Origin of the sequence: Pistricoccus aurantiacus (assembly GCF_007954585.1) — a bacterium.
Classification (GTDB): Bacteria; Pseudomonadota; Gammaproteobacteria; order Pseudomonadales; family Halomonadaceae; genus Pistricoccus; species Pistricoccus aurantiacus.
On the sequence record NZ_CP042382.1, the window covers coordinates 783,605 to 804,504 of the forward strand.

A 20,900-nucleotide genomic window follows, 5' to 3' on the forward strand; every position below is an offset into this window, starting at 1 on the left:
GCCTATTCGACAGGTAGGATCAGCCGGGCTTCGAAGCCGCCTTGTGCCGGGGTGGCGAAGCTCAGCTCGCCCCCGGCGCGCTGAGCGATGGCGGCGACGATCGCCAGCCCCAGGCCGCTGCCCTGCTGCTTGCCGGCACGCCAGAAGCGCTCGGCCAGATGAGCCAGCGCCTCCTGAGGCGGTCCGCTGCCCGCATCGCGCACCGTGACGGTAATCCAGTGCTGATCCGAGCACGAAGCCTCCAGAACAACCGGCCGATCTCCCGGGCCATGGGTCAGAGCATTGACGATCAGGTTGCGCATCGCCGTGACTGCCAGCTCTCGAGGCAGCGCCAGGCGCACCGACGGCCAGGTCGCCGGCAACTCGAAACGCTCGGGTGCGCCACCACAGTCCGCCAAGGCCAGAGCCATCACTTCCGCCAGGGAGCTGGCGGTCTCGGCACCGAAGCCCGCCCGACCTTCCACCCGAGCCAGCATCAGTAGCTGGTCCAGCGTGCTCCCCAGTCGACCGACCCCGAGCTCTGCCTGACTCAAGGCCTGCTGAACCGCGTCTCCCTCGAGCCGTCGCGCCACCTGCAGATGGGTCTTGATGCCGGTCAATGGCGTGCGCAGTTCGTGAGCCGCATCGTCGGTGAAGCGCTGCTCCCGCTCGATGGTGCGGCGAATGCGCGCGAGCAGATCGTTGAAGGCCTGAATCAGCGGATGCAGTTCTCCGGGCAGGCCCTGCACCGGCAAAGGTGCCAGGTCTTCCGGGTTCCGCCGCCTCAAGCCTTCCTGCAATCGCGCCAAGGGACGCAGGCCCCGCAGCACCCCCAACCATATCGCCACCAGGCTACCCAGCAGGGCAACGACGAAGGGCACCGCCGCCACGGTGATTACATCCCGCAGCAACCGATTGCGTTCGCCCAAGCGATCCGCAGTGGTGATCGTCAATCCGCTACGCCGCAGAGTGAAGACCCGCCAGGTGGCGCCGTCCATGTCCCGATAGGCATAGCCGGGACGATCGCTGGACAGCAGCTGATCAAGCTCCACATGGGTGCGTGCGATCACCTTGCCGCCGGGAGCGATCACCTGACAGGCCAGGCCCTGGGTAGCGGGAATCGAGAAATTGCGTCGCGCCGTCGTCCAGGTATCCGGCGGCAGCTGCTCCATCAGCCCCGCCACCATGCGGGCGGACTGGGCGAGCCGGTGATCCAGGGTTTTCTCGACCTCCCGATGAAGGTCCTGCATCAGCCAGGCCGCCGCCACTCCCCACAGCAGCACCAGGGTCAGCCCCAGGGTCAGCAACAGGCGGGTACGCAGTTTCACGCCCGGGCTCCGTCCGGCTCGGGTGCCCGCACCGCCTCCGGCGGGCCGAGCCGGTATCCCAGGCCGCGCACCGTCTCGATCACGCCGCTGCCCAGCTTGCGCCGCAAGTAATGAATGTGCACATTGAGCACGTTGCTTTCCGTCTCGTCGTTCAGGCCGTACAGGCTGGCCCGCAGCTGTTCCGCGGAGAGTACTCGCTTGGGCGCCTGCAGGAAGGCTTCCAGCAGCAGCAGTTCCCGGCGCGCCAGGGCGACCTGCTGCCCCGCCACGCTGACGCTGCGCGCCTGGATGTCGAAACGCAGCGGCCCATGCTCGATGGTCGGGCTGGAGCGTCCCGCCGCCCGGCGCAGCAGCGCCTGCAGCCGGGCCACCAGTTCATCCAGATCGAAGGGCTTGATCAGATAGTCATCCGCCCCTTCGTTGAGTCCGGCGACCCTATCCTCGACGCTATCCCTGGCGGTCAGCAGCAGTACCGGCGTGGTGACGCCGGCAGCGCGCCATTCCCCGAGCAGGCTCAAGCCGTCGCCTTCCGGCAGGCGGCGATCCAGCACGACGATATCGCTGGGTAGCGCCTGGAAAGCGCGACGGGCCGCCTCTAGCCCATCGACGTGATCCACGGTGAAGTCGTGGGACTCGAGCCCCGCCTGGATGCCCGAGGCTACTAGAGGGTCATCTTCCACCAGCAACACATGCATGAGAGACAGTTCCTCTATTTGCGTTATAACGATACGATCGCCATCGGCGATGATAAGACAAAGATAATCCAGGTTATCGTCCTGCCCGACCAGGGCTGGCAGGATAAAACCACGCCCGGCCAAAAAGAACTGCTCGATGCAAAGGAATGCTCATGACCCAGGATAAGGTTACGTCCAGCGAGCAACGTCGGCGTATCATCACCCAGATGGAAGAGACATTTTCTTTTCCCGCCGGCCAAGTGGCCGGCCTTGCCTCGCCGCTGTCTCATCTGACCGATGCACACGCCGACCGGCTGCCACGGCCAGGCCACGGCGCTACCCTGGAGCGCTGGCAGAGCCTGGCGGAGGTGGCCGCGGTCGATCTTGCCTTGGTCAAGCTGTTCGAGGGACATACAGACGCCTTGGCGATCATCGCCGAACTGGGCGCTGAGCATGACGTGCCCGCGGACGCCCAGTGGGGCATGTGGGCGGCGGAGCCGCCGTTTGCTCGGGTCGTCATCGCCCCTCACGACGCCGATGCTTCGGGCCAGGAAGTTAGGATCAGCGGACGCAAGGCCTGGTGCTCCGGGGCGCCGGTGCTGTCTCATGGTCTGATGACCGCCTGGCAGGGAGATCGCCAGCGTCTGGTGGCGGTGGCTCTGGATCGGCCCGGTGTGGAGATTACTGATCAAGGCTGGGAAGCGGTAGGCATGGCGGCTACCGCCAGCATGGAGGTGGTCTTCGACGAAGCTCGTGCCTGGCTGGTCGGCCCGACGGATGGCTATCTCGAACGCTCGGGATTCTGGCAGGGAGGCGCCGGTATCGCTGCCTGCTGGTTCGGCGGCGCGCGTCGGCTGGGCGACTACCTGCACGAACGGGCAACGAAGGGCGGCGACGCCCATCTGTTGGCCCATCTTGGCGCGGTGGATGTGGCCCTGGAAAGCGCCGCGGCGCTATTGCGGGACACCGCCGCCTGGATCGACGCCCATCCTCAGGCAAGCGCCAAGCGCGTGGCCCTGCGTGCCCGGGCGGGTATCGAGGTAAGCGTGGAAACCGTTATCCATCATGTCGGTCGCGCCTTGGGCGCCGGCCCTTACTGTCGCGACCCGGCCTTCGCCCGGCGCATGGCCGACCTGCCGGTATTCGTCCGCCAAAGCCACGGACAGCGGGATCTGGAAGCCTTGGGCCGGGCACTGCTGGAAGATGCGCCAACCCCGCGCTGGAGCCTAGCGCCGTGAGCCGGCGGATCGTAGGCGAAGGCACTCCGGAAAGCCACTGGGCTGCCTGGCCAGCGATGGAAGCCTGGCCTCGAGTCGATGCTGCCACCTTGGTACCGCCGGAGTGTCGCGCCGTGGTAGTGGCGCCGCATCCGGACGACGAGGTATTGGGCTGCGCCGGCCTGATGATGCAGCTGGCCGCGCTGGATCGGGAGCTATTGCTGATCGGCGTGACCGACGGCACCGGCAGCCACCCCGGCTCCCGCCAATGGCCGCCGCAGCGTCTGGCCAAGGTGCGCCCCCGGGAGAGCGCCCAGGCCATGCAGCGCTTGGGGCTGGGCCGGGTGCCGGTAATTCGCGCGGGGATTGCGGATACCCGCGTCGAGATGGAGCGAACGCAGCTGGCTAGCCTGCTGAAAGCGCGGCTGCGCGCTAACGATGTGCTGCTGACCACCTGGCGTCAGGATGGCCATCCGGACCACGAAGCCACTGGCCGAACCTGTGCCGAAGTGGCCGAACGCAAGGGCTGCACCCTGATCGAACTGCCGATCTGGACCTGGCACTGGTCAGCGCCGGGCGACTCGCGGGTACCCTGGCATCGCGCCCGACGCATTCCGCTAAGCCAGATCCAACAAGAGGCCAAGCGCGCCGCCATTGGCGCCCACGCCAGCCAGCTGTCGCCGGATACAACTACCGGCCAAGGCGCGATCCTGACGCCGGCGACCCTGGCCCGGCTGCTGCGTCCCTTCGAGGTAGTCTTCCTATGAGCTTCACGCCGGAAGATTTCGCGCGGCTCTACGCCACCCATCGGGACCCTTGGGGCTACGAGCGCCATTGGTATGAAAGCCGCAAGCGCGCCCTGACCTTGGCCATGCTCACCCGCCGCCATTACCCGCGCATCTTCGAACCCGGCTGTTCCATCGGGGTGTTGAGCGAAGCCTTGGTCGAGCGCTGCGACGCCTTTCTCGGCTGGGACGTAAGCGCAAGCGCCATCGATGCCGCCAAGCGCCGTTTGCAAGGCTATCCGCAGGCGCGCCTGGAATGCCATGCGCTTCCGGAAGCCTGGCCCCAGGGCCGCTTCGATCTGATCGTCTTCAGCGAGCTGGGGTATTTTCTCGATCGGGCCGGCTTGCGGCGCGTCATCGAGCAGGTCTCCCGCAGCCTGGCACCGGACGGCGAGCTGCTGGCCTGTCACTGGCGTCACCCCATCGAGGGCGGGGAACTCGGTGGTGACGAGGTGCATAGGCAACTCGCGAGACAACTTGGCTTGCCCTGCCTGGCTCGGCATCGAGAGAAGGATTTACTGCTCGAGCTGTGGTCCCGGGATGAGCGCTCCCCGGCCCGGCGGGAAGGGCTGATCTGAATCCTGGCTTAACAAGAACATCAACGACACAAGGAGGTGTACTCCATGATCGGTATCGTGGTACCCGTGCATAACGAGCAGGACTATCTCTCTCGCTGCCTGGATGCCCTTTGCGCGGCGGCGGAACATGCCCGCCATCACCTCTACCAACGCAAAGCGGTGGAAATCGTTCTGGTGCTGGATGCCTGCACCGATGCTTCCGCCCTGATTGCCGCGAACTACCCGGTCACGACGCTGGAAATCCGCCAGGCCAACGTGGGTATTGCTCGGCACCGTGGCGCTCAATGGTTACTCGAACGACAGGCGCGCTGGTTGGCCTTTACGGACGCGGATAGCGTGGTGAGCCGCGATTGGCTGTCAGCGCAGTGCGCTATCGGCAGCGACGCGGTGTGCGGCGGTATCCGGCTGGAAGGCTGGCGAAAGTTGCCTATCATTCAGCGTCGGCGCTACCTGAAACACCTGCGCCGTAGCAGCAGACAGCGTATTTATGGCGCCAACCTGGGGGTCAGCGCCGAGGCCTACCACGCCGTGGGTGGTTTCGAACCCCTTCCCGCCCATGAGGACGTTCATCTGGTGCGGGCCCTGGAAGCCCAGGGCTTTCATGTCGCCTGGGACGAGACCCCCCGGGTGACCACCAGCGCCCGCTGTGAGGCCCGAGCGCCGGAAGGGCTCGGGGCACTGCTCAAGTCCCTGCAGGCTGCGAATTGGCGAGATGAAGGGCAAGCGGGTTCGCGCTTGCCTACCTCGCTGCCCTAAAGCCTCGCCGGAACTTATGGGCTTTCGCTCAGCCGCCAATCCTGAGCCAGGTCCGGCAGGAAGGCCTCCACCGCGGCGGTGGCGATGACATGGGTGGTGTCCTGCTCCGGATCCTCGACGTTCAATCCGCCCTGCACCGCGGTGACTTCCGCTCGTCCTCGGGGCAGTTCGGCAACCAGAGCCTGGGTATCCACCTTGTCCGGCTCCTGCACGCCAATGGTGACCTGCACCCGCATCAGGGTATGGTCGTAGCCCAGGGACTTGAACAGCACGATGGAGGAATGATGCAGGGCGTCCTGGATCGCACGGCTGGCAGCCTTGGTGTAGTCGAGCCCGTACAAGTCGTTGCCGGTGCCCATCTCGAGAATGACGCGCTTTTCGCGTTGTTGTGATGCGTTAGCCATGAGCCGGCTCCATGTCGAAAGAAACCTTGAGGGCGACGTTGGCGATCACGGTGACGCCGCTGCCGTCCGGCCTGGGCACGTCGAGCCCGCCCTTCACCACCTCGACGGATGGCTGGCCGTAAGGAAAATTGCCCAGCAGAGCGTCCTTGTCCACTTCCTCGGGCTTCTGCACCCCCACCTCCACGTCGATGATCATCGCGGTCTTGGGAAAATCGAAAAGCTCCGCCACGTTCAAGGAGTTATGCCAAAGCGCATCGCGAATCGCGCGAGACGCCGCCTCGGTATAGTCTTCCCGACGCAGGGACGTGCCCATGCCGAACTCGGTTACCACACGCTTTTTGGCCATCTTGCCTCCTGATTTCGTTTCGCTCGCGAACCATATCCCGTAATGTCGTCGTATCGCGATTCATTCGGCAGCATAGGCAATCCGTGTGATCTTGTCGCTGTCTTCATCATGGTACTTTTCATCATGGTACTGGAGCCTGATTCATGACCGATTCCGACACCGTCTCCATCAACACCCCCGCCGAGCGACTGGCCGCCCTGCGCGCGGCCATGCGCGAGCATGCCATCGATGCCTGGTGGCTGCCCTCCTCTGATCCGCACAATTCCGAATACCTGCCGGAGCACTGGGAAGGCCGAGCCTGGCTGTCCGGTTTCGACGGCTCCGTAGGCATTCTGACCATCACCCAGGACGCCGCCGGATTATGGGCGGACAGCCGCTACTGGGTGCAGGCGGAAACGCAGCTTGAAGGCAGCGGCATCGAGCTGATGAAGCTCAAGCAGGGCCAGGCCAAGGCGCCCATCGAATGGCTGGCGGCTCAGCTATCCGACGGCGCTACCCTGGGCTTCAATGCTCAGGTAGTGTCCCTGGCCAACGCCCGGCAGATGGAGGAAAGCCTCGCGCCGAAGGGCATCAAGCTGCGCGGCGACCTGGATCTGCTGGATGTGATCTGGCCGGATCGTCCGAGTCTGCCTCAGGCGCCGGTCTACGCCCATCCCGAGAAATACGTGGATGGTACCCGGGCAGAACGGCTGGCCAACCTACGCAAGGCCATGACGGATCACGGCGCGGACTGGCACCTGCTCTCCACCCTGGACGATATCGCCTGGCTGACCCAGCTGCGCGGCGCGGACGTGGACTTCAATCCGGTGTTTCTCGCCCACCTGCTGATCGGGGCGAGCGAGGCCACCCTGTTCATCGCCCCGGGCAAGCTCGACGAGACGCTGACCCGAGATCTCGTCCAGGACGGTATCGAGATTGCGGACTATGCGGACTGGCAGGAGCGACTGGGAGCGCTGCCGGAGAATAGCCGGGTGCTGCTGGACGCGGCCAAGATCACCCTGGGCACCCGCCAGGCATTGCCGGAAAGCGCGGCGCTGGTGGAAGCCTATCAGCCCAGCACCCTGGCCAAGGGCTGCAAGAGCGCGAAGGATCTGGAACATGTGCGCCAGACGATGGAAGAAGACGGCGCGGCCCTGTGCGAGTTCTTCAGCGAATTCGAGGGGGCCCTGGCGAGTGGCGAGACCCCCACGGAGCTCGACGTGGATAAGCGCCTGACCGCCAAGCGCAAGGCCCGGGATGGCTTCGTTTGCCTGAGCTTCTCGACCATCGCCGCCTTCAACGAAAACGGCGCCCTGCCACACTACCATGCCACCCAGGAAGCGCATTCCGTGATCCAGGGCGATGGCCTGCTCTTGATCGACTCCGGCGGCCAGTACCTGGGGGGCACCACGGACATCACTCGAGTGATTCCCATCGGCGAGCCAAGCAGCGCCCAGCGGGAAGATTTCACCCTGGTGCTCAAGGGCACCATCGGGCTATCGCGAGCGCACTTCCCGGAAGGCATTCCCGCACCGCAGCTCGACGCCATCGCCCGGGCGCCGCTGTGGACCGCCGGCCGGGACTACGGCCACGGCACCGGCCACGGGGTCGGCTACTTCCTCAACGTCCACGAAGGCCCCCAGGTGATCGCCTACTCCGCTTCCGCGGCGCCGCACACCGCCATGCGCGAAGGCATGATCACCTCCATCGAGCCCGGGGTGTATCGACCCGGCCAGTGGGGGGTACGTATCGAGAATCTGGCGGCCAACCGTCAAGCGCCGGAAAGCGAGTTCGGCGACTTCCTGCGCTTCGAGACCCTGACCCTCTGCCCCATCGACACCCGCTGCATTGAGCGCGACCTGCTCGACCAATCCGAGATCGACTGGCTCAACGCCTATCACGCCGAGGTTCGCGAGCGCCTTGCGCCCAAGCTCTCCGGCGCAGCTTTGGACTGGTTGGAGGAACGTACGAAGGCGATCTAAAGAGGAGCGCCGGCACTGGCCGGCGTTTCTATCAGAGGCAAAGTGCTGGCGTTATTTATAAATTCAGGGATGTCAAAGCTTCTAACTTGCGCAGTGAATGCACAATGGCTAGATTTGAATGCATTGCGATTACATTCAGTTTATTTGTGCATACAGTGTGAGGTAACGAGCCATGGGCATGATGACAGTCAGGAACATCCCTGATGACGTACACAGCGCTATAAAAGCGAGGGCCAGGCGGCACAACCGCAGCGCGGAAGCTGAGGTCCGTGCCATTCTGGAAGAAGCTACGCAGTCGGAAAGAAGCATTCCCATGGGGGATGCCTTGGCGGAACTGGGGCGCAAGGTCGGGCTGACCAACGAGGATTTCGCTGTTCTTGAGCAGATGCGCGATAACACAGCGGCAGAGCCAGTGAGTTTCGAATGATCGTACTGGATACCAACGTCATTTCCGAGGCAATGAAGCCCGGCCCTCACCCGGCGGTAAGAGCATGGCTCAATGCTCAAGTGTCCGGAATGCTGTATCTGTCCAGCATTACGTTGGCCGAGTTGTCGTTTGGCATTGCAGCCCTACCCAATGGCAAGCGCAAGGATACGTTGACTGTTGCCCTGGACGGGCTCATGGCACTTTTCAAGGATCGCATTCTGTCCTTTGATCCAACCGCCGCACGCCAGTACGCCGAGCTGGCTGTTACGGCCAGAACTGCCGGGCGCGGCTTTCCGATACCGGATGGCTATATTGCGGCTATTGCCGTATCACGAGGCTTTCAGGTTGCGTCTCGTGATACGGCTCCCTTTGAAGCGGCCAACGTCGATGTAATCAATCCGTGGGAATGGAAAGAATAGTGCTGCTAAGGTAGTCTCCGCAGCGCGGAGACTATCTCCTTCTATCAATCGGTCTACGGTTAATAGCTCACCAACATAGCCAGCTTTTTCTAATCCAGCGTCTGCACCCCGCCGCCATTGACGAACAGCACCTGGCCGCTGACCCATTTCGAGATGGGAGCGGCGAAGTAGAGCACCGCGCCGGCGATATCCTCCACCTCGCCGAGCCGTTCCAGCGGAGTGTGCTTGAGCATCTCCTTTTCCCGTTCCGGTGTCAGCACCGAAGCGAGGGCATCGGTGCGTACCGCGCCGGGGCCCACGGCGTTGATGCGAATTTCCGGGCCGTAATCGTGGGCGAGGTTGGCGGTCATATGGTTGACCGCCGCCTTGGAGGAGGCGTAGGCGCTGATCGCCGGGCTCTTGTTGATCGAGCTCATCGACGACATGTTGACGATGGAGCCGTAGCCGGCTTTCTTCATGTGCGGGGCGCACAGCTGGCACAGCCGCCAGATGCTGAAGACGTTGAGCTGAAAAACGCCGGCGAACTGCTCCACGTCGATATCAAGGGGGCTTTCCCGGCCGGCGCCGCCGCCACCGGCGTTATTGACCAGCACGTGAATGCCGCCGAAAGTCTCCACGGTCTTGTCCACCAGGGCGACGAGGTCTTCGTCCTTCGTCACGTTGCAGGATACCGCCAGGGCGCTGCCGCCCTGGTTCTCGATTTCCTCGACCACACGACGGGCGTTTTCCGTGTTGAGGTCCGCCACTACTACTGTGGCGCCGTGAGCGGCGAGCATCAGGCTCGAGCCGCGTCCTATGCCGTTGCCACCGCCGGTGACGATGGCCACCTTGTCCTTGAGACTGAGCAGATCATTCGTCTTCATCGCTCCTCCTTGATCGAGCGTTGGTTGTTCGTTCGCCGAATCAGCGGTTGCGCCGAACGCTCCCTGGGACACCGGCTGGAATGAGTCGTTCTTTTATCGCCCGCTTCAGCCGTGCTCCGCCTCCAGCAGGTGCGCCTGCAACAGTTCGTAGACCTGCTCGCCGGCAAGTCTTTCCGGCTCGAAGCCGGACTCTTCGGCGAAGCCCGCGAATTCATCGATATTCGCATTGTCTTCACCCACGTAGGCCATGGCCCAATGAGAGAAGCCGCGGGTTTCGACTGTCTCGAAGGCGAGCACGCTGACGTGGGAATGACGCTCGTCGCACTGGATACGCTCGAAGGTTTCCTGTACTGCATCTCGAGGACCTTCCAGCACCTGAGCGAAGCAGCCTCTGTTGAACATCAAGGCGCCGGTCACTCCTGCGTGAGCATTGTTTCGCCGGGAACAGTCCAGAATGCCGGCAATTTCCTCGCGCAGGATATCGTCATTTTCGGTGATGCCATTACGGCTAACGTATATCAAGCGGTAAAGCGTATCCTGCATGACAATATCCCCGATTATTTCACCAGCGTCAGAGACGTCGGACGGGAGGAGCGCAGGTATTCCTCGATCGCCTCCGGCGCCATGGGCCTGGCGATGTAGTAGCCTTGAGCAGTGGTACAGCCGCCCCGGGACAGTTCCTCGTACTGATCGAGAGTTTCCACTCCCTCAGCGACGGTCGCCATGCCCAAGCTTTCTCCCATGGATAGAATGGCTTTCATCAAAGCCTTCGAACGCGGCGAATGTTCCGCCTGCTGCAGGAAGGTGCGATCGATCTTGAGCTTGCTGAAGGGAAAGCTATTGAGGTAGCTCAGGGACGCGTAGCCGGTGCCGAAGTCATCCATGGCGATACTCACGCCCATGGCCTTGATTCCCCACAGCCGTCTCATCACCTCGTCGGAATCCCCCAGCAGGGTGCTTTCGGTGATTTCGAGTTCTAGCCGCTCCGGGGCCAGGCCGCTGGTCTCGAGAGCCTTGGCGACGACGTTCACAATGTCATCGTTCTCGAACTGCACCGGTGAAATATTTACCGCCACGCTCAGCTGGCTATCCCAGGTCGTGGCTTGTCGGCAGGCGGTTTTCAACACCCATTCACCGATAGGGTGAATCTCGCCGATCTCCTCCGCCAGGGAAATGAAATCCACCGGCGAGACGCGTCCGCGACTAGGATGATCCCAGCGAATCAACGCCTCGAAACCGCTGATTCTGTTACCGGAAATGGACTTTTGCGGTTGATAAAGCAGGGAAAACTGCCGTAGTCCCAAGGCTCGACGCAGATCCAGCTCGAGATTGCGTCGCGCCAGGGCGCGGCTTTCCAGCTGAGGATCGAAGAAGCACAGCCGCGAGCGCCCCAGGCGCTTGGCTTCGTAAAGTGCCAGGTCCGCGTGCTTGAGCAGCTCCTCCGCTTTCCTGGTGCCATGTCCGCGTATCGCCACCCCGACGCTGGCACTGCTGTTGATCTGATGCCCCTCGATCAAGAAAGGTCGCTGCATCAGCTCTACTAGACGCGCGCCTACCGCTTCCGCGCTATCCGGCTGCACGCTTTCGTTTTGCAGGATGGCAAATTCGTCGCCGTCCAGGCGAACCAGCATATCGCTTTCGCGTATCGTCGAGCGCATGCGTTTGGCGACAAGCTTGAGCAGTTCATCACCGATAGCGTGGCCCAGGGTATCGTTGACCTGCTTGAAGCGGTCCAGGTCTAGCAAAATCACCGCCGGAAAATACGTGTCGCGCTCTAGCCTTGCCCAGCGACGCACCTGATTGTCGTACATCAAGCGATTGCCCAGCTCCGTCAAGGGGTCGAGCCAGCTGATGGGCGTCCGTGAGACGTCTTCCGTCAGTGGCCAGTCCGGCAGGCTAATGATCAGCCGCCGGGCGCCAATGCCGGCACAGAGATACAAGGTCGTGGCACGCTGAGGGCCAACGCGCAACGCCAGTGTCGAGGCAGCGTCGCTACTCAGGCGTCGCTTCAACAGCGATGCCTGGCCCTCGGCGGCGCTATGGGTCCAGCTGTCCAGAGGCGAGGTGCCCACCAGTTGGACAGGCTCCCCGAGATTCAGCTGTTTGGCGAATGCGGGGTTGGCATAGGCGACTCGGCGCCACTCGTCGAGCACCGCCACGCCAACATTCGCCCGCTCCAGGCTCTTGACAAGCAAGGTTCCTTTCTCTGTATTCACTCGCGCCCCTCGATCCGGTATCAATCAATAAAGCGCTTATCGGCCATGGACCGGCATTCTTGAGAAAAATCGTCGAGAGCGCTGGACTAACCTGCCGAGGCGACTAATCTGATCTCAAGAACAAGCGAAAAGTAAAACGCATGGGTCAGGCCATTCCCCTTTCCACGACCGCTCCCATTGCCTACCCCTGCGCCGAAAAGGATCATGGTGCTCTTCACAAAAAGTCCGACTTCGCAGGATGCATAAAGGAGTCCGCGCGAAGAGGGTACAGCCGTGGCGAGCCCGTTGACCAATCTGGATCCGAATTACTACCGGACGCTCTTTCATGGCGTTGTCAGCGTCAACGGCCTCGATGTGGCCGGAGACTGGGAGGTCGTTTATTCAACCCTCGATGAACTGATCGCGACCACCACCGACGATGACCTGCCGCCCTCGGGCATCACCCTGGACGCGACCAAGAACCTCCTGATCTATGCGGATCACCTGACGATCTGGAAGGAGATCGCTGCGCCGGGAAAGAGCGTGAAGATCGTCGTCAACACGCTGGCGGCGGCCCCTGTCGCTGCTTCTGCTAAGACCGCCGATGTGACCATCAACACCACGCCACCGTCTCCGGCGCAGGACATTGCGCCAGTGCCGGCGGCAACGGGCTTGAAGAACAATGCTACGGCCGACAAGGCGCGGGGAGGCAATGACGGCGCCGATGCCGTCGATGAATCCAACCAGAGCGTTATCGAGAACGGCGCGGTGAAGGCCAGCGTCGTGCAAGAACGTGTCGGCAAGAAGGCCGGTCATATCGAGGTTCGATGTCAACGCCTGGACGACTCTGTGGGCGCCGTGAGCCTATCCGCCAAGGGCGGGCGGGGCGCGCCCGGCTTCAACGGCCAGGCCGGGGCGCCCGGCGAGACTGGAACGATGGGAAGCGAGGAACGAGATTTTAACGGCTTTACGCACGGACCTTGGAAGGTGACACGGCCGGTCACAGCCGGTGGCGATGGTGGAAAGGGCGGCGCTGGGGTGCTGGGATTTCCGGGCGGCGCCGGCGGCAACTGCGAATTCGTCTCCGTCGAGGCACCCAAGGCTGCCCCCACTGTCGATGCAGCCGTGGGCGATTCCGGAGCCGACCCGAAAGCCCCGGCCGTCGGCGGCAAGGGCGGTTTTGGTGGCATGGGATATGCCCGTCGGGAGAAGGTAAACGTTAACATTAGATGGCCGACGACATGGCGTAACGAAGCCCCGACTCCCATTCCAATGATGCCCAGCGGCAAACAAGGCGAAAAGGGCGCATTGCTCCAACCTGTGGTGCAGCCGGTGGCCCAGGCCGGTACCGTCACGGTCAAACAGATCGCCCCGGACGAGTTGGGAGCCGATTCCGCGTTCTGGCTGAAGCTGCTGCAGAAGACCAAGAATATCTACTTCCACTGCTATCCGGCCCCCGATGACGATCAGGATAAATACCACGACGAGAAGATCTGGCTGAAGGATCGTCTGGGGTGGATGTCCTCGGCGATCCCGGTCACCGACTCGCCCAATCCCACCGCCGAGGACTTGCGGCTCAGAGGGCTGAAGCGACAGGCGGACGGTCTGGGGTACTCACTGGACTCCGGCTGGACCGTGTTCGGCGAACCGCCCAACTATGTCCCGCGGGTCGGCCTGGACGATCTTCGCGCCACGCTGAAGACCCAGAGCGTCGCCTTCGGCGAGATCGAAACCGCCTTTCAGACCATGGTCGCCGCAATGGAGAGCTCAAGCGAGGCGGCCATCGACCACGCCAAGGTGTTGAGCGCGCTAGAGACCCAGGAGTCTCGCCTATCCGGGCGAATCACGGGTCTGACCGACGTGCTCAACGCCGCGGTGACGCGCCTGGATAGCCTTGAAACCGCGCTTGACGCTGCTCGAACAGCATTGCGTCAATCGATCGACACGACGTTGCAGAGCCAATTGAAAAAGTATTTCGCCTGCGAAATGGACGACGTCCTCAAGGCGGCGCAATCTATCGCCTTCTCCCCGGACGAGGCGATGGGTGTCGTCGCCGGTGGGCAGCTTCTCTACGACAGCGCCACCAAGATCGAAGGCGTGGACGGTGTAAAGATCAACAAGGACTACCTGATCACAAAAACGGTGCAGCTGTCGGAAGATATTCGCGCATCCGCGGTGAAAGCGTACAACCTATCCGGCAAGGATCTCGGCAATACCGCGCTGGTCACTCGCCTCACCGACTTCGAGACCTGGCTCGACAAGCTGCCGCAGAGTATTCCCGCCGCGACTGCGGTGCGCTCGGAGATCGAGGACTTCAAACGCCAGCTTCGTCTGCGCAGCGCAACGGCAATCGAGTACAACACCGCCATTCACGGCCTGCGCGCCGCCGGGGGTGAGCTCATCGCGCTGCGCCAGCGCATCACCGATGTGCGGGCGAAGACGGCCCAGGCGAGCGACCCGACCCTGGCCGGGCTCGCCAGCTATCTTGGGGCGATCTATCAGGAACTTCGCAACGAGGCGATGGTGACCGTTTACCAGGCCTATCAGGCCTACCATTTTCAATTTTTGAGTGTTCCCAGAATCGCTTTCGATACCTATCAGGACAAGTTGCTGTGGACGCAAGGCAGCCAGCCGTCGTCATTTTCACCGGCGGACATGGATATCGTTCTGTCGGATCTGCAAACGTCCAAGACGGCCATCAAGAATCACCTGAAGGGCGACTATACGGCGTTCGGCACCCCCCACTTTCCAACCCAGGTCAGCGTTACCATCGACAGCCCGGCGATGCTGGCCGCGCTGCGCAAGGACCATGCGCTCGATTTTTCGACAGTCCCATCCAGCCCCGGTGGGAAGGGCGAGTTCGTTCCTCTCAACACCTCCGATTTCGCCGATATCCGCGTGACCCACGTTCATCCTCGCTTCATTGGCGCCAGGACCACCAAGGGCCATCTCGCTATCACCGTGCGACATGGCAATCCAGACCGGTTCGTGACACCCGAGGGCCATACACTGGAGTTCACCCATGATGCGTACCGCATTCCTCTGACGCTCGATCTGGCGGTACCGGCCCGGCAAGCCTATCCCTGGCAACCGGACGAAGGGCGTCTGGACGGAGGCGGCTACGCGACCCTGGGCCTTTTCACCGACTGGAACATAGAGATCACCGCCGCGGACGCGAACGATCCCACGAACGAGGGCCTGGATCTAAGCGATGTGACGGCGGTTCAAGTCGATTTCTCCGGCCATTACCGCGTCAAGAACGGAGCCTAGTCCCATGACCGATAAAAAAACCGAAGCCCAGCGGTTCTGGGAAGCCATCACCCTCGACCCGATTCTCGCCGACGATTTCTACAAGCTCGGCGTGTCGCTGGTACCCAGCACGACGCCTCTCGACGACGCGGACGCCTTTCTGTTCCAGCACGGTTATCTCACGGATACGGCGACGCTGATCGAGGTCTATGAAGAGCTGCTCGATACCAGCCTGATCCCCTGGTTCGGTGTCTATAGCCTCTACACCGCCGATGATGACGAGCGTCATGTTCTCGAAGTGCGTAAAGCCGGCGTATGGTTCGATGCGGCACCCATTCATCGCTATACGATCAAGGACGCGACCCTTGGCTGGGACACCACCGGAACGGCCCCGGCCAATGAAAGCAAGGGTGAATTGACCTTTCGCAACGTCGGCCTCGAGGCCACGGACCCCGCCGTCTACTTCGGGCCGATCTGCGAAGGAACATTCACGCCCACCGCAGGTAAGGAGTTGAAGGGGCTGAAAGGCAAGCGAGGGGTATACGGCAAGGCGGCGGTCACCGGCGACGACGAGGCCGTCGATAGCCTGGCGTTCTGGGCCGGTCACTACGGCGTTCGCCGCGTGTCCGCCGAGGGCGCAACGGTAGAGTTCGTGCCCCCGGATCTTGTCCTCGACCCAAGTGGCTCGGTGGACTACGACGGACCTGTCAGCGCAAGCTTCGCGAACAATATCCTGTCCTGGGAGAGCGGAGCGAACTCCGCCAATACCAGCAAGGGGCGGATCAAGTTTGCCCTGGATGCCTACGGCAACAAGACGTTTCGGGGCGCCATCGTCGCTGATGCGCAGGCCGGCACCGCCACGGATATCCCAATCAATGCCATCGGCGGGCGCTACGAGGATTTCCCGCAGTCGAGCGATCTCGAGATTCTGACCGCCGTCTGTCAGGCCGGCGTCATCGGCTCGACCTATACGCAAACCCTTGTCGCCAGCGGCGGCACCGCACCCTACACCTGGCAGACCCAGAGTCAATTGCCGAAAGGCCTGGCGCTAAGCAAGGATGCCATCACCGGGACGCCGACGGAGGACGGCGCCTTCAGCCTGACGATCCAGGTTGACGATGCCAAGGGCGCCACGGCCAAGCGTTCCATGGGTCTTTCGATTGCCGCGAACCGCTCACCCGTCAATGTTGCCTCGGTATCGATGAACGTGGTGGCGGTTGCAACGGCATTCGCCTCGGCGATGCTCTTTCACAAACTCAAGCGTCGGCAGCAGAAGAAGGATGCGCAATCCAAGGCGGAGGCCGCCGCCGATGCCAGGCGCAGCGACGCCCGCCGAAACGACGACCCGGATAACATTGCACTCGACGACATGACCCAGTCAGCGAACGCGCAGTCGTCATTGCATGAAGTGGCACGCCAGGCCGATGAACGCAGCAAAGCGGCCGCGAAAGAGGTTTCCAGGCAGGAGCGCCGGCGGCGCAAGGCGAAAGCAAACAAGGACGCCGCCGAAGCCGCCCAGAAGAATCACGAGGCCGCCCGTGATGCCGCGACCGATGAGACAACCAGGGATGCGGAACAGGCGAAAGCAGACGCAGAGGCCGAAAAGGCGAACGAAGCGGAACAGCAGATGGAAGACGCGGGGCGCGCCAGGGACGCGGAGAGCGAGGAAAGTCGCTCCAACGAGGAAGCCGCCGACTCCGCCCACGCAGTGGAAGTCGTGTGAGCAAAGCTCCTAGCCTAGCGTGCCTTACCGACATTACCCGTTGCAAAGCCGCAATCTTGAAGTGACGGCGCGACAAGCCGCATACTGTTACAGCGATTGTACATCAAACTCGACCTTGATCAAGAAAAGAGAGCTTTATGAAACTACTGACGTCCACCCTCGCCGGCGTGACTCTGCTGGGCACCGCCACCCTGACCCAGGCGGCGGATAATCCCTTGAGCGTGCACGTGCTCAATATCCAGAACGGCAAGCCCACCGGCGGCGTCGAAGTGATTCTGGAGAAGAAGATCGACAGCGGCTGGGAAACACTCAACCAGGCCACTACCGAAGAGGATTCCGGACGCATCAGCGCGCTGTTTCCGGAAGATAAAGAGTTCACCGAAGGCGTCTATCGCGTGACCTTCGAGACCGGCGACTACTTCGACGCCCAGGGCACCGATACCTTCTTCCCGGAAATCCCGGTGCCCTTCAAGGTCGAGAGCACTGACCAGCACTACCACATCCCGCTGCTGCTGAGCCCCTACGGCTACTTCACCTATCGCGGTAACTAAAACCATTGAATGAGGCAGCAAGGAGCAGAAGGTATCCTTGTCGCCATATCGTCCAATACGCATCTACCACTGCAGTGCCAATCGATTCCCGTTGACTCTACTCCTTCCTTACATCAATGTAAGGAAAAGACAGCTGGAAGGAGCAGGTCTCAATGGTAACAGCAACAGTGACAACAAAAGGGCAAGTGACGATACCCGCGCAAGTCCGCGCCACCCTCGGCTTGAGTGCGGGAGATCGCGTGGAATTCGTTCCCATCGGAGAAGGCAAGTACGCCATCATGGCGGCAACGTACTCGGTCAAGGATTTGAAGGGCATGATCCGCAAGCCGCGCGCGCCGGTCAGCGTGGAAGACATGAACGCCGCTATCGCCTCACAGGGCGCTAAAGCGCGATGATCGGGCTGGATACCAACGTGCTGGTGCGTTATATCGCCCAAGATGACGCCAAACAATCCGCAAAAGCGAGTCAACTGATAGAATCATTGACCACGACGGCTCCCGGCTTTATCGTCATGGTATCCGTCGTCGAAGTCGTCTGGGTGCTCCAATCCTGCTACCAGGCCACGAAATCGGAGATTATCACGGTACTGGAAACACTGCTTCGAACGAAAGAGTTGATCGTCGAGCATGCTGACTTAATCTGGCAAGCTCTGCGGCACTTCGCGCAGTCCAAGGCTGACTTCGCTGACTGCCTTATCGAGCGTAGCGCTCACGACGCAGGCTGTGAGTACACTGTCACCTTTGATAGCAAGGCCGCCCGGACAGCGGGCATGCGGGAGCTGAAATAACTGGTTGAAGAAACGAACCGCCCTGCTAAAGGAGCGGCTGCTGCGCTACGTAGAGATGCCGCCGCCGTCGATGTTGAAGTGCTCATCGGGGATGTTCAGGGCATTCAGGCAAATCCCAGCCGGAAGCGACATAGCGCTTGTCCGAGTCCTGAGTAATCACCATGCGGTGCGGACGCTCATCGAACTTGATATAGAGGCTGCCATCCGGCGCCGGCTGCGCCATCGCCCCCAGCACCTGCTCGGCGTACTCCCGCCACTCGTCAAGCTCGTCGGTCTGCGCCACCACGTAGGCAAGACTGCAAATATCCATTACTTATCCCCCGAAGGTACGATTCATGGCACCGATTATCGAAAGGGGGATGGCAAGCATCATCGTCCATAGAGACTAAGGGGGCGAGGCGGGTGGCGCGGATGACGAGCGGTGACAAGTAACGTGGCATGATAAACTAATAACAGGGCATACAAACTAATTACGAGCAATCTCTTATGAGAACAATATGCTAGGGAGTATATAAATGTTTCAAGGTGAGATTAGGGAAAGTCAAATCAACGATCTATTTGAAAAAGTCAGAAATCGTAATTATGGCAAGTATCTCTTAAGAATTGTTATCGACAAAGCTAGAGCAATTTCAAACAAGTCTATAGACTTTGAATTTCCAATTACAGCTATAGTTGGACCTAATGGAGGAGGAAAGACTACTATTGCTGGTGCAGCAGCTATTTTATACAAAGAAATAGCTCCTGCCCTTTTTTTCGCAAAAAGTGGAAAATATGATTCGAGCATGCTGAACTGGAAAATTGAGTACGAAGCTATAGATAAAAATATAAGAACGAACGATACAGTTAGAAGATCTGCGAAATATCACAACTTAAAATGGGCTCGCAATACTCTAGATGTCGGGGCCCGTGTGATTAATTACACGTTTCCAAAATAAATCGGGGCGCTCTTGCTGCCACTGCTTCATGGCCTCGATCGGTGTCCGATGATGCAAGGCCTTCTGGTGGATATGGTGATTGTACAGCCAGTTGTAGCGTTTGAGCGTCGCCTCCAAGTCGTCACGCGAGTCGAATCGGTGCGTGTTCAGGACATCGCTTATCCTGCCGTTAAACCGTTCCACCATACCGTTTGTTTGCGGCCGATACGGGGGAATGAGGCGATGATCAATCCCCTGCCGGGCACAGAACTGATCTACGCGGTGCCTGCCGGTGGGCTGGCGTTCGCCGCCGGCGGCAAAGCGGTCGGTAAAGGTCTTGCCGTTGTCAGTCAGCAGCGTCTTGATCTCGAACGGTGCACGCTCACGCACATGCTGCAAGAAGGCCTCAGCATCCTTGGCCGATTGACGATGACGTATCTCCAGATAGACCCAACGCGTCGCCCGATCGATGGCGACGAAAAGATAGCGTTTGCGCTCTTCGTCAGGCATCTGCGGCAGGTATTTGACGTCGACATGCACATAGCCCGGCTCATAGTCCTTGAACGGCTTGTGTGGCGGTTTCTGGGCGGCTTTTTCCTGCTTGTACAACGTGGCAAGGCTCGGTAGACCTCGACGTTTCATCAGTCGTTCAAGGGCAGAGCGAGACAGGCTGGGATGCAGAAACTCCCTCGCCACCTTCAGCAAATCGTCGACGCTCAGGCGCAGGTATTCGCGCAATGCCACGACAATCTCTTCTTGAATCGGCGACAAAGTCGTGAGCAGGTTGTGTCGGGTATGGGAGCGATCCTGTTGCGTCGTGCGATGACGCCACCGGGCGATGGTGGGACAGGACACACGATAGCGTCGTGCTAATTCACTATCGCTAGTCGACGCTGGGGCTTGTTGGATTTCCTGGCGGATGCGTGGCGTGGTGGTCGCCGTCTTATGCAGTTTGATATCCATCTCGTTGCTCCTGGATGAACTGGGCAATGAGGTCACGTGCTGCCAACAAAGGATAACTCCTGTGGCTCAATCTATCATCCGGGGCCTTACACCTAGCAAAGCTATTTGGGCTTCAGTAAATGGCGAGCTATATCAAGGAAAGCTTGACATACGGTCGCTTCGAGCAATAAGTGGACAGATAAGATCAAAATTAGTTGTTTTTGTAGAAGATGACTTTGCTGAAATGTGGGTTAATTCTATTTTAATATCTATAGAAAGTATTGCTCGCGATGCAGTATCAATACACCCTATGAAAGGCGATGGGACGGCCGTTAAAGTTCACAAGAATCATAACCTTGACCCTAGTGCTAAGCAGAAGTCTGTCTGCATTATTGATGGGGATTCTGAACAAAAAGAAAATCAAGCAGAGTTTATATTTAGACTCCCTGGACAGTGCCCAGAATCTGCTGTTTATGATAATATACTTGAAAATATTGATAAAATATCTGGAGAGCTAGCGGTTGCATTATTAAAACCTTACGAATTTGAAAGCCAACTGATAGATCGCATGAAGAGTGTTCGAAACACGAATCGTGACCCTCACTTGCTATATGCTCAATTAGGAAAGAAAATCGGTTTTGTTCCTGAAGCAAGAGTCAAGGAAGCATTTTTAACTATATGGTGCCGACTAAACACAGCGTATGTTGAATCCATATCCACAGATTTAGCCGGCTTAGTTCCTCTTGAAACAGACGAAGTTTCTATAAGCTATATCTAATAAATAGTTATATTAATCATTTTG

Annotated in this window: 24 protein-coding genes; 15 read left to right on the forward strand and 9 right to left on the reverse strand. The window is 60.4% G+C overall.

Translation table 11 applies throughout. The annotated features are described in order from the left end of the window. Positions 1–2: 2 nt before the first annotated feature. On the reverse strand, positions 3–1,307 hold the full coding sequence (locus tag FGL86_RS03705) for an ATP-binding protein (RefSeq protein ID WP_147183332.1): 1,305 nt from the start codon (positions 1,305–1,307) through the stop codon (positions 3–5). Next, a complete protein-coding gene (locus FGL86_RS03710; protein ID WP_147183333.1) occupies positions 1,304–2,002 on the reverse strand; it encodes a response regulator in 699 nt (232 codons plus the stop codon). Before FGL86_RS03710 ends, FGL86_RS03705 begins: the two co-directional genes overlap by 4 nt. Between FGL86_RS03710 and FGL86_RS17890 the strand changes: the two genes are divergently transcribed. The 5 genes from FGL86_RS17890 to FGL86_RS03730 are packed head-to-tail and all read left to right on the forward strand — an operon-like array spanning position 1,997 to position 5,317. Then, entirely contained in the window at positions 1,997–2,158 is a 162-nt protein-coding gene (locus FGL86_RS17890) for a hypothetical protein (RefSeq protein WP_186764466.1), read from the forward strand. The genes FGL86_RS03710 and FGL86_RS17890 overlap by 6 nt on opposite strands. After that, positions 2,155–3,219, forward strand: a complete 1,065-nt coding sequence (locus tag FGL86_RS03715; RefSeq protein ID WP_147183334.1) for an acyl-CoA dehydrogenase family protein — start codon at positions 2,155–2,157, stop codon at positions 3,217–3,219. The genes FGL86_RS17890 and FGL86_RS03715 overlap by 4 nt, the downstream gene beginning before the upstream one ends. Further along, positions 3,216–3,965: a PIG-L deacetylase family protein gene (locus tag FGL86_RS03720; RefSeq protein WP_222433791.1), complete on the forward strand. Its 750-nt coding sequence runs from the start codon at positions 3,216–3,218 to the stop codon at positions 3,963–3,965. The genes FGL86_RS03715 and FGL86_RS03720 overlap by 4 nt, the downstream gene beginning before the upstream one ends. Beyond that, a complete protein-coding gene (locus tag FGL86_RS03725) occupies positions 3,962–4,561 on the forward strand; it encodes a class I SAM-dependent DNA methyltransferase (RefSeq protein WP_147183335.1) in 600 nt (199 codons plus the stop codon). Before FGL86_RS03720 ends, FGL86_RS03725 begins: the two co-directional genes overlap by 4 nt. Positions 4,562–4,606: 45 nt before the next feature. Beyond that, positions 4,607–5,317: a glycosyltransferase family 2 protein gene (locus tag FGL86_RS03730; RefSeq protein WP_147183336.1), complete on the forward strand. Its 711-nt coding sequence runs from the start codon at positions 4,607–4,609 to the stop codon at positions 5,315–5,317. A 14-nt stretch (positions 5,318–5,331) separates the two neighbouring features. On the opposite strand, the gene FGL86_RS03735 is transcribed toward FGL86_RS03730, so the two are convergent. Beyond that, a complete protein-coding gene (locus FGL86_RS03735; RefSeq protein WP_147183337.1) occupies positions 5,332–5,721 on the reverse strand; it encodes a Lin0512 family protein in 390 nt (129 codons plus the stop codon). Further along, a complete protein-coding gene (locus tag FGL86_RS03740) occupies positions 5,714–6,067 on the reverse strand; it encodes a Lin0512 family protein (protein ID WP_147183338.1) in 354 nt (117 codons plus the stop codon). Before FGL86_RS03740 ends, FGL86_RS03735 begins: the two co-directional genes overlap by 8 nt. 143 nt (positions 6,068–6,210) lie before the next feature. On the opposite strand from FGL86_RS03740, the gene FGL86_RS03745 reads away from it, so the two are divergent. The 3 genes from FGL86_RS03745 to FGL86_RS03755 all read left to right on the forward strand — a co-directional run bounded on the left by FGL86_RS03745 (position 6,211) and on the right by FGL86_RS03755 (position 8,874). Next, positions 6,211–8,028: an aminopeptidase P family protein gene (locus FGL86_RS03745; protein ID WP_147183339.1), complete on the forward strand. Its 1,818-nt coding sequence runs from the start codon at positions 6,211–6,213 to the stop codon at positions 8,026–8,028. Positions 8,029–8,206: 178 nt separating this feature from the next. Continuing rightward, complete coding sequence (locus FGL86_RS03750; RefSeq protein WP_246131722.1) at positions 8,207–8,455, forward strand: FitA-like ribbon-helix-helix domain-containing protein; 249 nt, start codon at positions 8,207–8,209, stop codon at positions 8,453–8,455. Beyond that, positions 8,452–8,874, forward strand: coding sequence for a type II toxin-antitoxin system VapC family toxin (locus FGL86_RS03755; RefSeq protein ID WP_147183341.1), 423 nt, complete (start codon positions 8,452–8,454; stop codon positions 8,872–8,874). The genes FGL86_RS03750 and FGL86_RS03755 overlap by 4 nt, the downstream gene beginning before the upstream one ends. 89 nt (positions 8,875–8,963) lie before the next feature. Here FGL86_RS03755 and FGL86_RS03760 read toward each other — a convergent pair whose 3' ends face one another. The 3 genes from FGL86_RS03760 to FGL86_RS03770 form a co-directional block, all read right to left on the reverse strand. Further along, positions 8,964–9,737 (reverse strand): glucose 1-dehydrogenase, encoded by a 774-nt coding sequence (locus FGL86_RS03760; protein ID WP_147183342.1) that lies wholly within the window; start codon positions 9,735–9,737, stop codon positions 8,964–8,966. Between the two features lie 105 nt (positions 9,738–9,842). Further along, entirely contained in the window at positions 9,843–10,280 is a 438-nt protein-coding gene (locus FGL86_RS03765; RefSeq protein WP_147183343.1) for a BLUF domain-containing protein, read from the reverse strand. A gap of 14 nt (positions 10,281–10,294) precedes the next feature. After that, positions 10,295–11,953 carry an EAL domain-containing protein gene (locus FGL86_RS03770; RefSeq protein ID WP_186764467.1) on the reverse strand — a complete coding sequence of 553 codons (1,659 nt, stop codon included), beginning with the start codon at positions 11,951–11,953 and terminating at the stop codon, positions 10,295–10,297. Between the two features lie 285 nt (positions 11,954–12,238). On the opposite strand from FGL86_RS03770, the gene FGL86_RS03775 reads away from it, so the two are divergent. The 5 genes from FGL86_RS03775 (at position 12,239) to FGL86_RS03795 (ending at position 18,242) form a co-directional block, all read left to right on the forward strand. Then, the gene (locus FGL86_RS03775) at positions 12,239–15,202 is read left to right on the forward strand and encodes a hypothetical protein (protein WP_147183345.1); all 2,964 of its coding nucleotides are present in this window, start codon (positions 12,239–12,241) and stop codon (positions 15,200–15,202) included. 4 nt (positions 15,203–15,206) lie between these two features. After that, positions 15,207–16,904, forward strand: a complete 1,698-nt coding sequence (locus FGL86_RS03780) for a putative Ig domain-containing protein (RefSeq protein WP_147183346.1) — start codon at positions 15,207–15,209, stop codon at positions 16,902–16,904. Positions 16,905–17,041: 137 nt separating this feature from the next. Beyond that, a complete protein-coding gene (gene uraH / locus FGL86_RS03785) occupies positions 17,042–17,455 on the forward strand; it encodes a hydroxyisourate hydrolase (RefSeq protein ID WP_147183347.1) in 414 nt (137 codons plus the stop codon). Between the two features lie 152 nt (positions 17,456–17,607). Beyond that, entirely contained in the window at positions 17,608–17,850 is a 243-nt protein-coding gene (locus FGL86_RS03790) for an AbrB/MazE/SpoVT family DNA-binding domain-containing protein (RefSeq protein WP_147183348.1), read from the forward strand. Next, positions 17,847–18,242, forward strand: coding sequence for a type II toxin-antitoxin system VapC family toxin (locus FGL86_RS03795; RefSeq protein ID WP_147183349.1), 396 nt, complete (start codon positions 17,847–17,849; stop codon positions 18,240–18,242). The genes FGL86_RS03790 and FGL86_RS03795 overlap by 4 nt, the downstream gene beginning before the upstream one ends. Before the next feature lie 82 nt (positions 18,243–18,324). Here the strand turns inward: FGL86_RS03795 and FGL86_RS03800 are convergent, their stop codons facing one another. Then, positions 18,325–18,552 carry a VOC family protein gene (locus tag FGL86_RS03800; protein WP_147183350.1) on the reverse strand — a complete coding sequence of 76 codons (228 nt, stop codon included), beginning with the start codon at positions 18,550–18,552 and terminating at the stop codon, positions 18,325–18,327. A 205-nt stretch (positions 18,553–18,757) separates the two neighbouring features. Here FGL86_RS03800 and FGL86_RS03805 point away from each other — a divergent pair, with 205 nt between their 5' ends. Beyond that, positions 18,758–19,177, forward strand: coding sequence for an ATP-binding protein (locus tag FGL86_RS03805; protein ID WP_147183351.1), 420 nt, complete (start codon positions 18,758–18,760; stop codon positions 19,175–19,177). Here FGL86_RS03805 and FGL86_RS03810 read toward each other — a convergent pair. After that, entirely contained in the window at positions 19,133–20,119 is a 987-nt protein-coding gene (locus tag FGL86_RS03810) for an IS481 family transposase (RefSeq protein ID WP_147183352.1), read from the reverse strand. The two genes, FGL86_RS03805 and FGL86_RS03810, sit on opposite strands and share 45 nt — an antisense overlap. A 61-nt stretch (positions 20,120–20,180) precedes the next feature. Between FGL86_RS03810 and FGL86_RS03815 the strand changes: the two genes are divergently transcribed. Beyond that, positions 20,181–20,876 (forward strand): hypothetical protein, encoded by a 696-nt coding sequence (locus tag FGL86_RS03815; protein ID WP_147183353.1) that lies wholly within the window; start codon positions 20,181–20,183, stop codon positions 20,874–20,876. Positions 20,877–20,900: the final 24 nt, after the last annotated feature.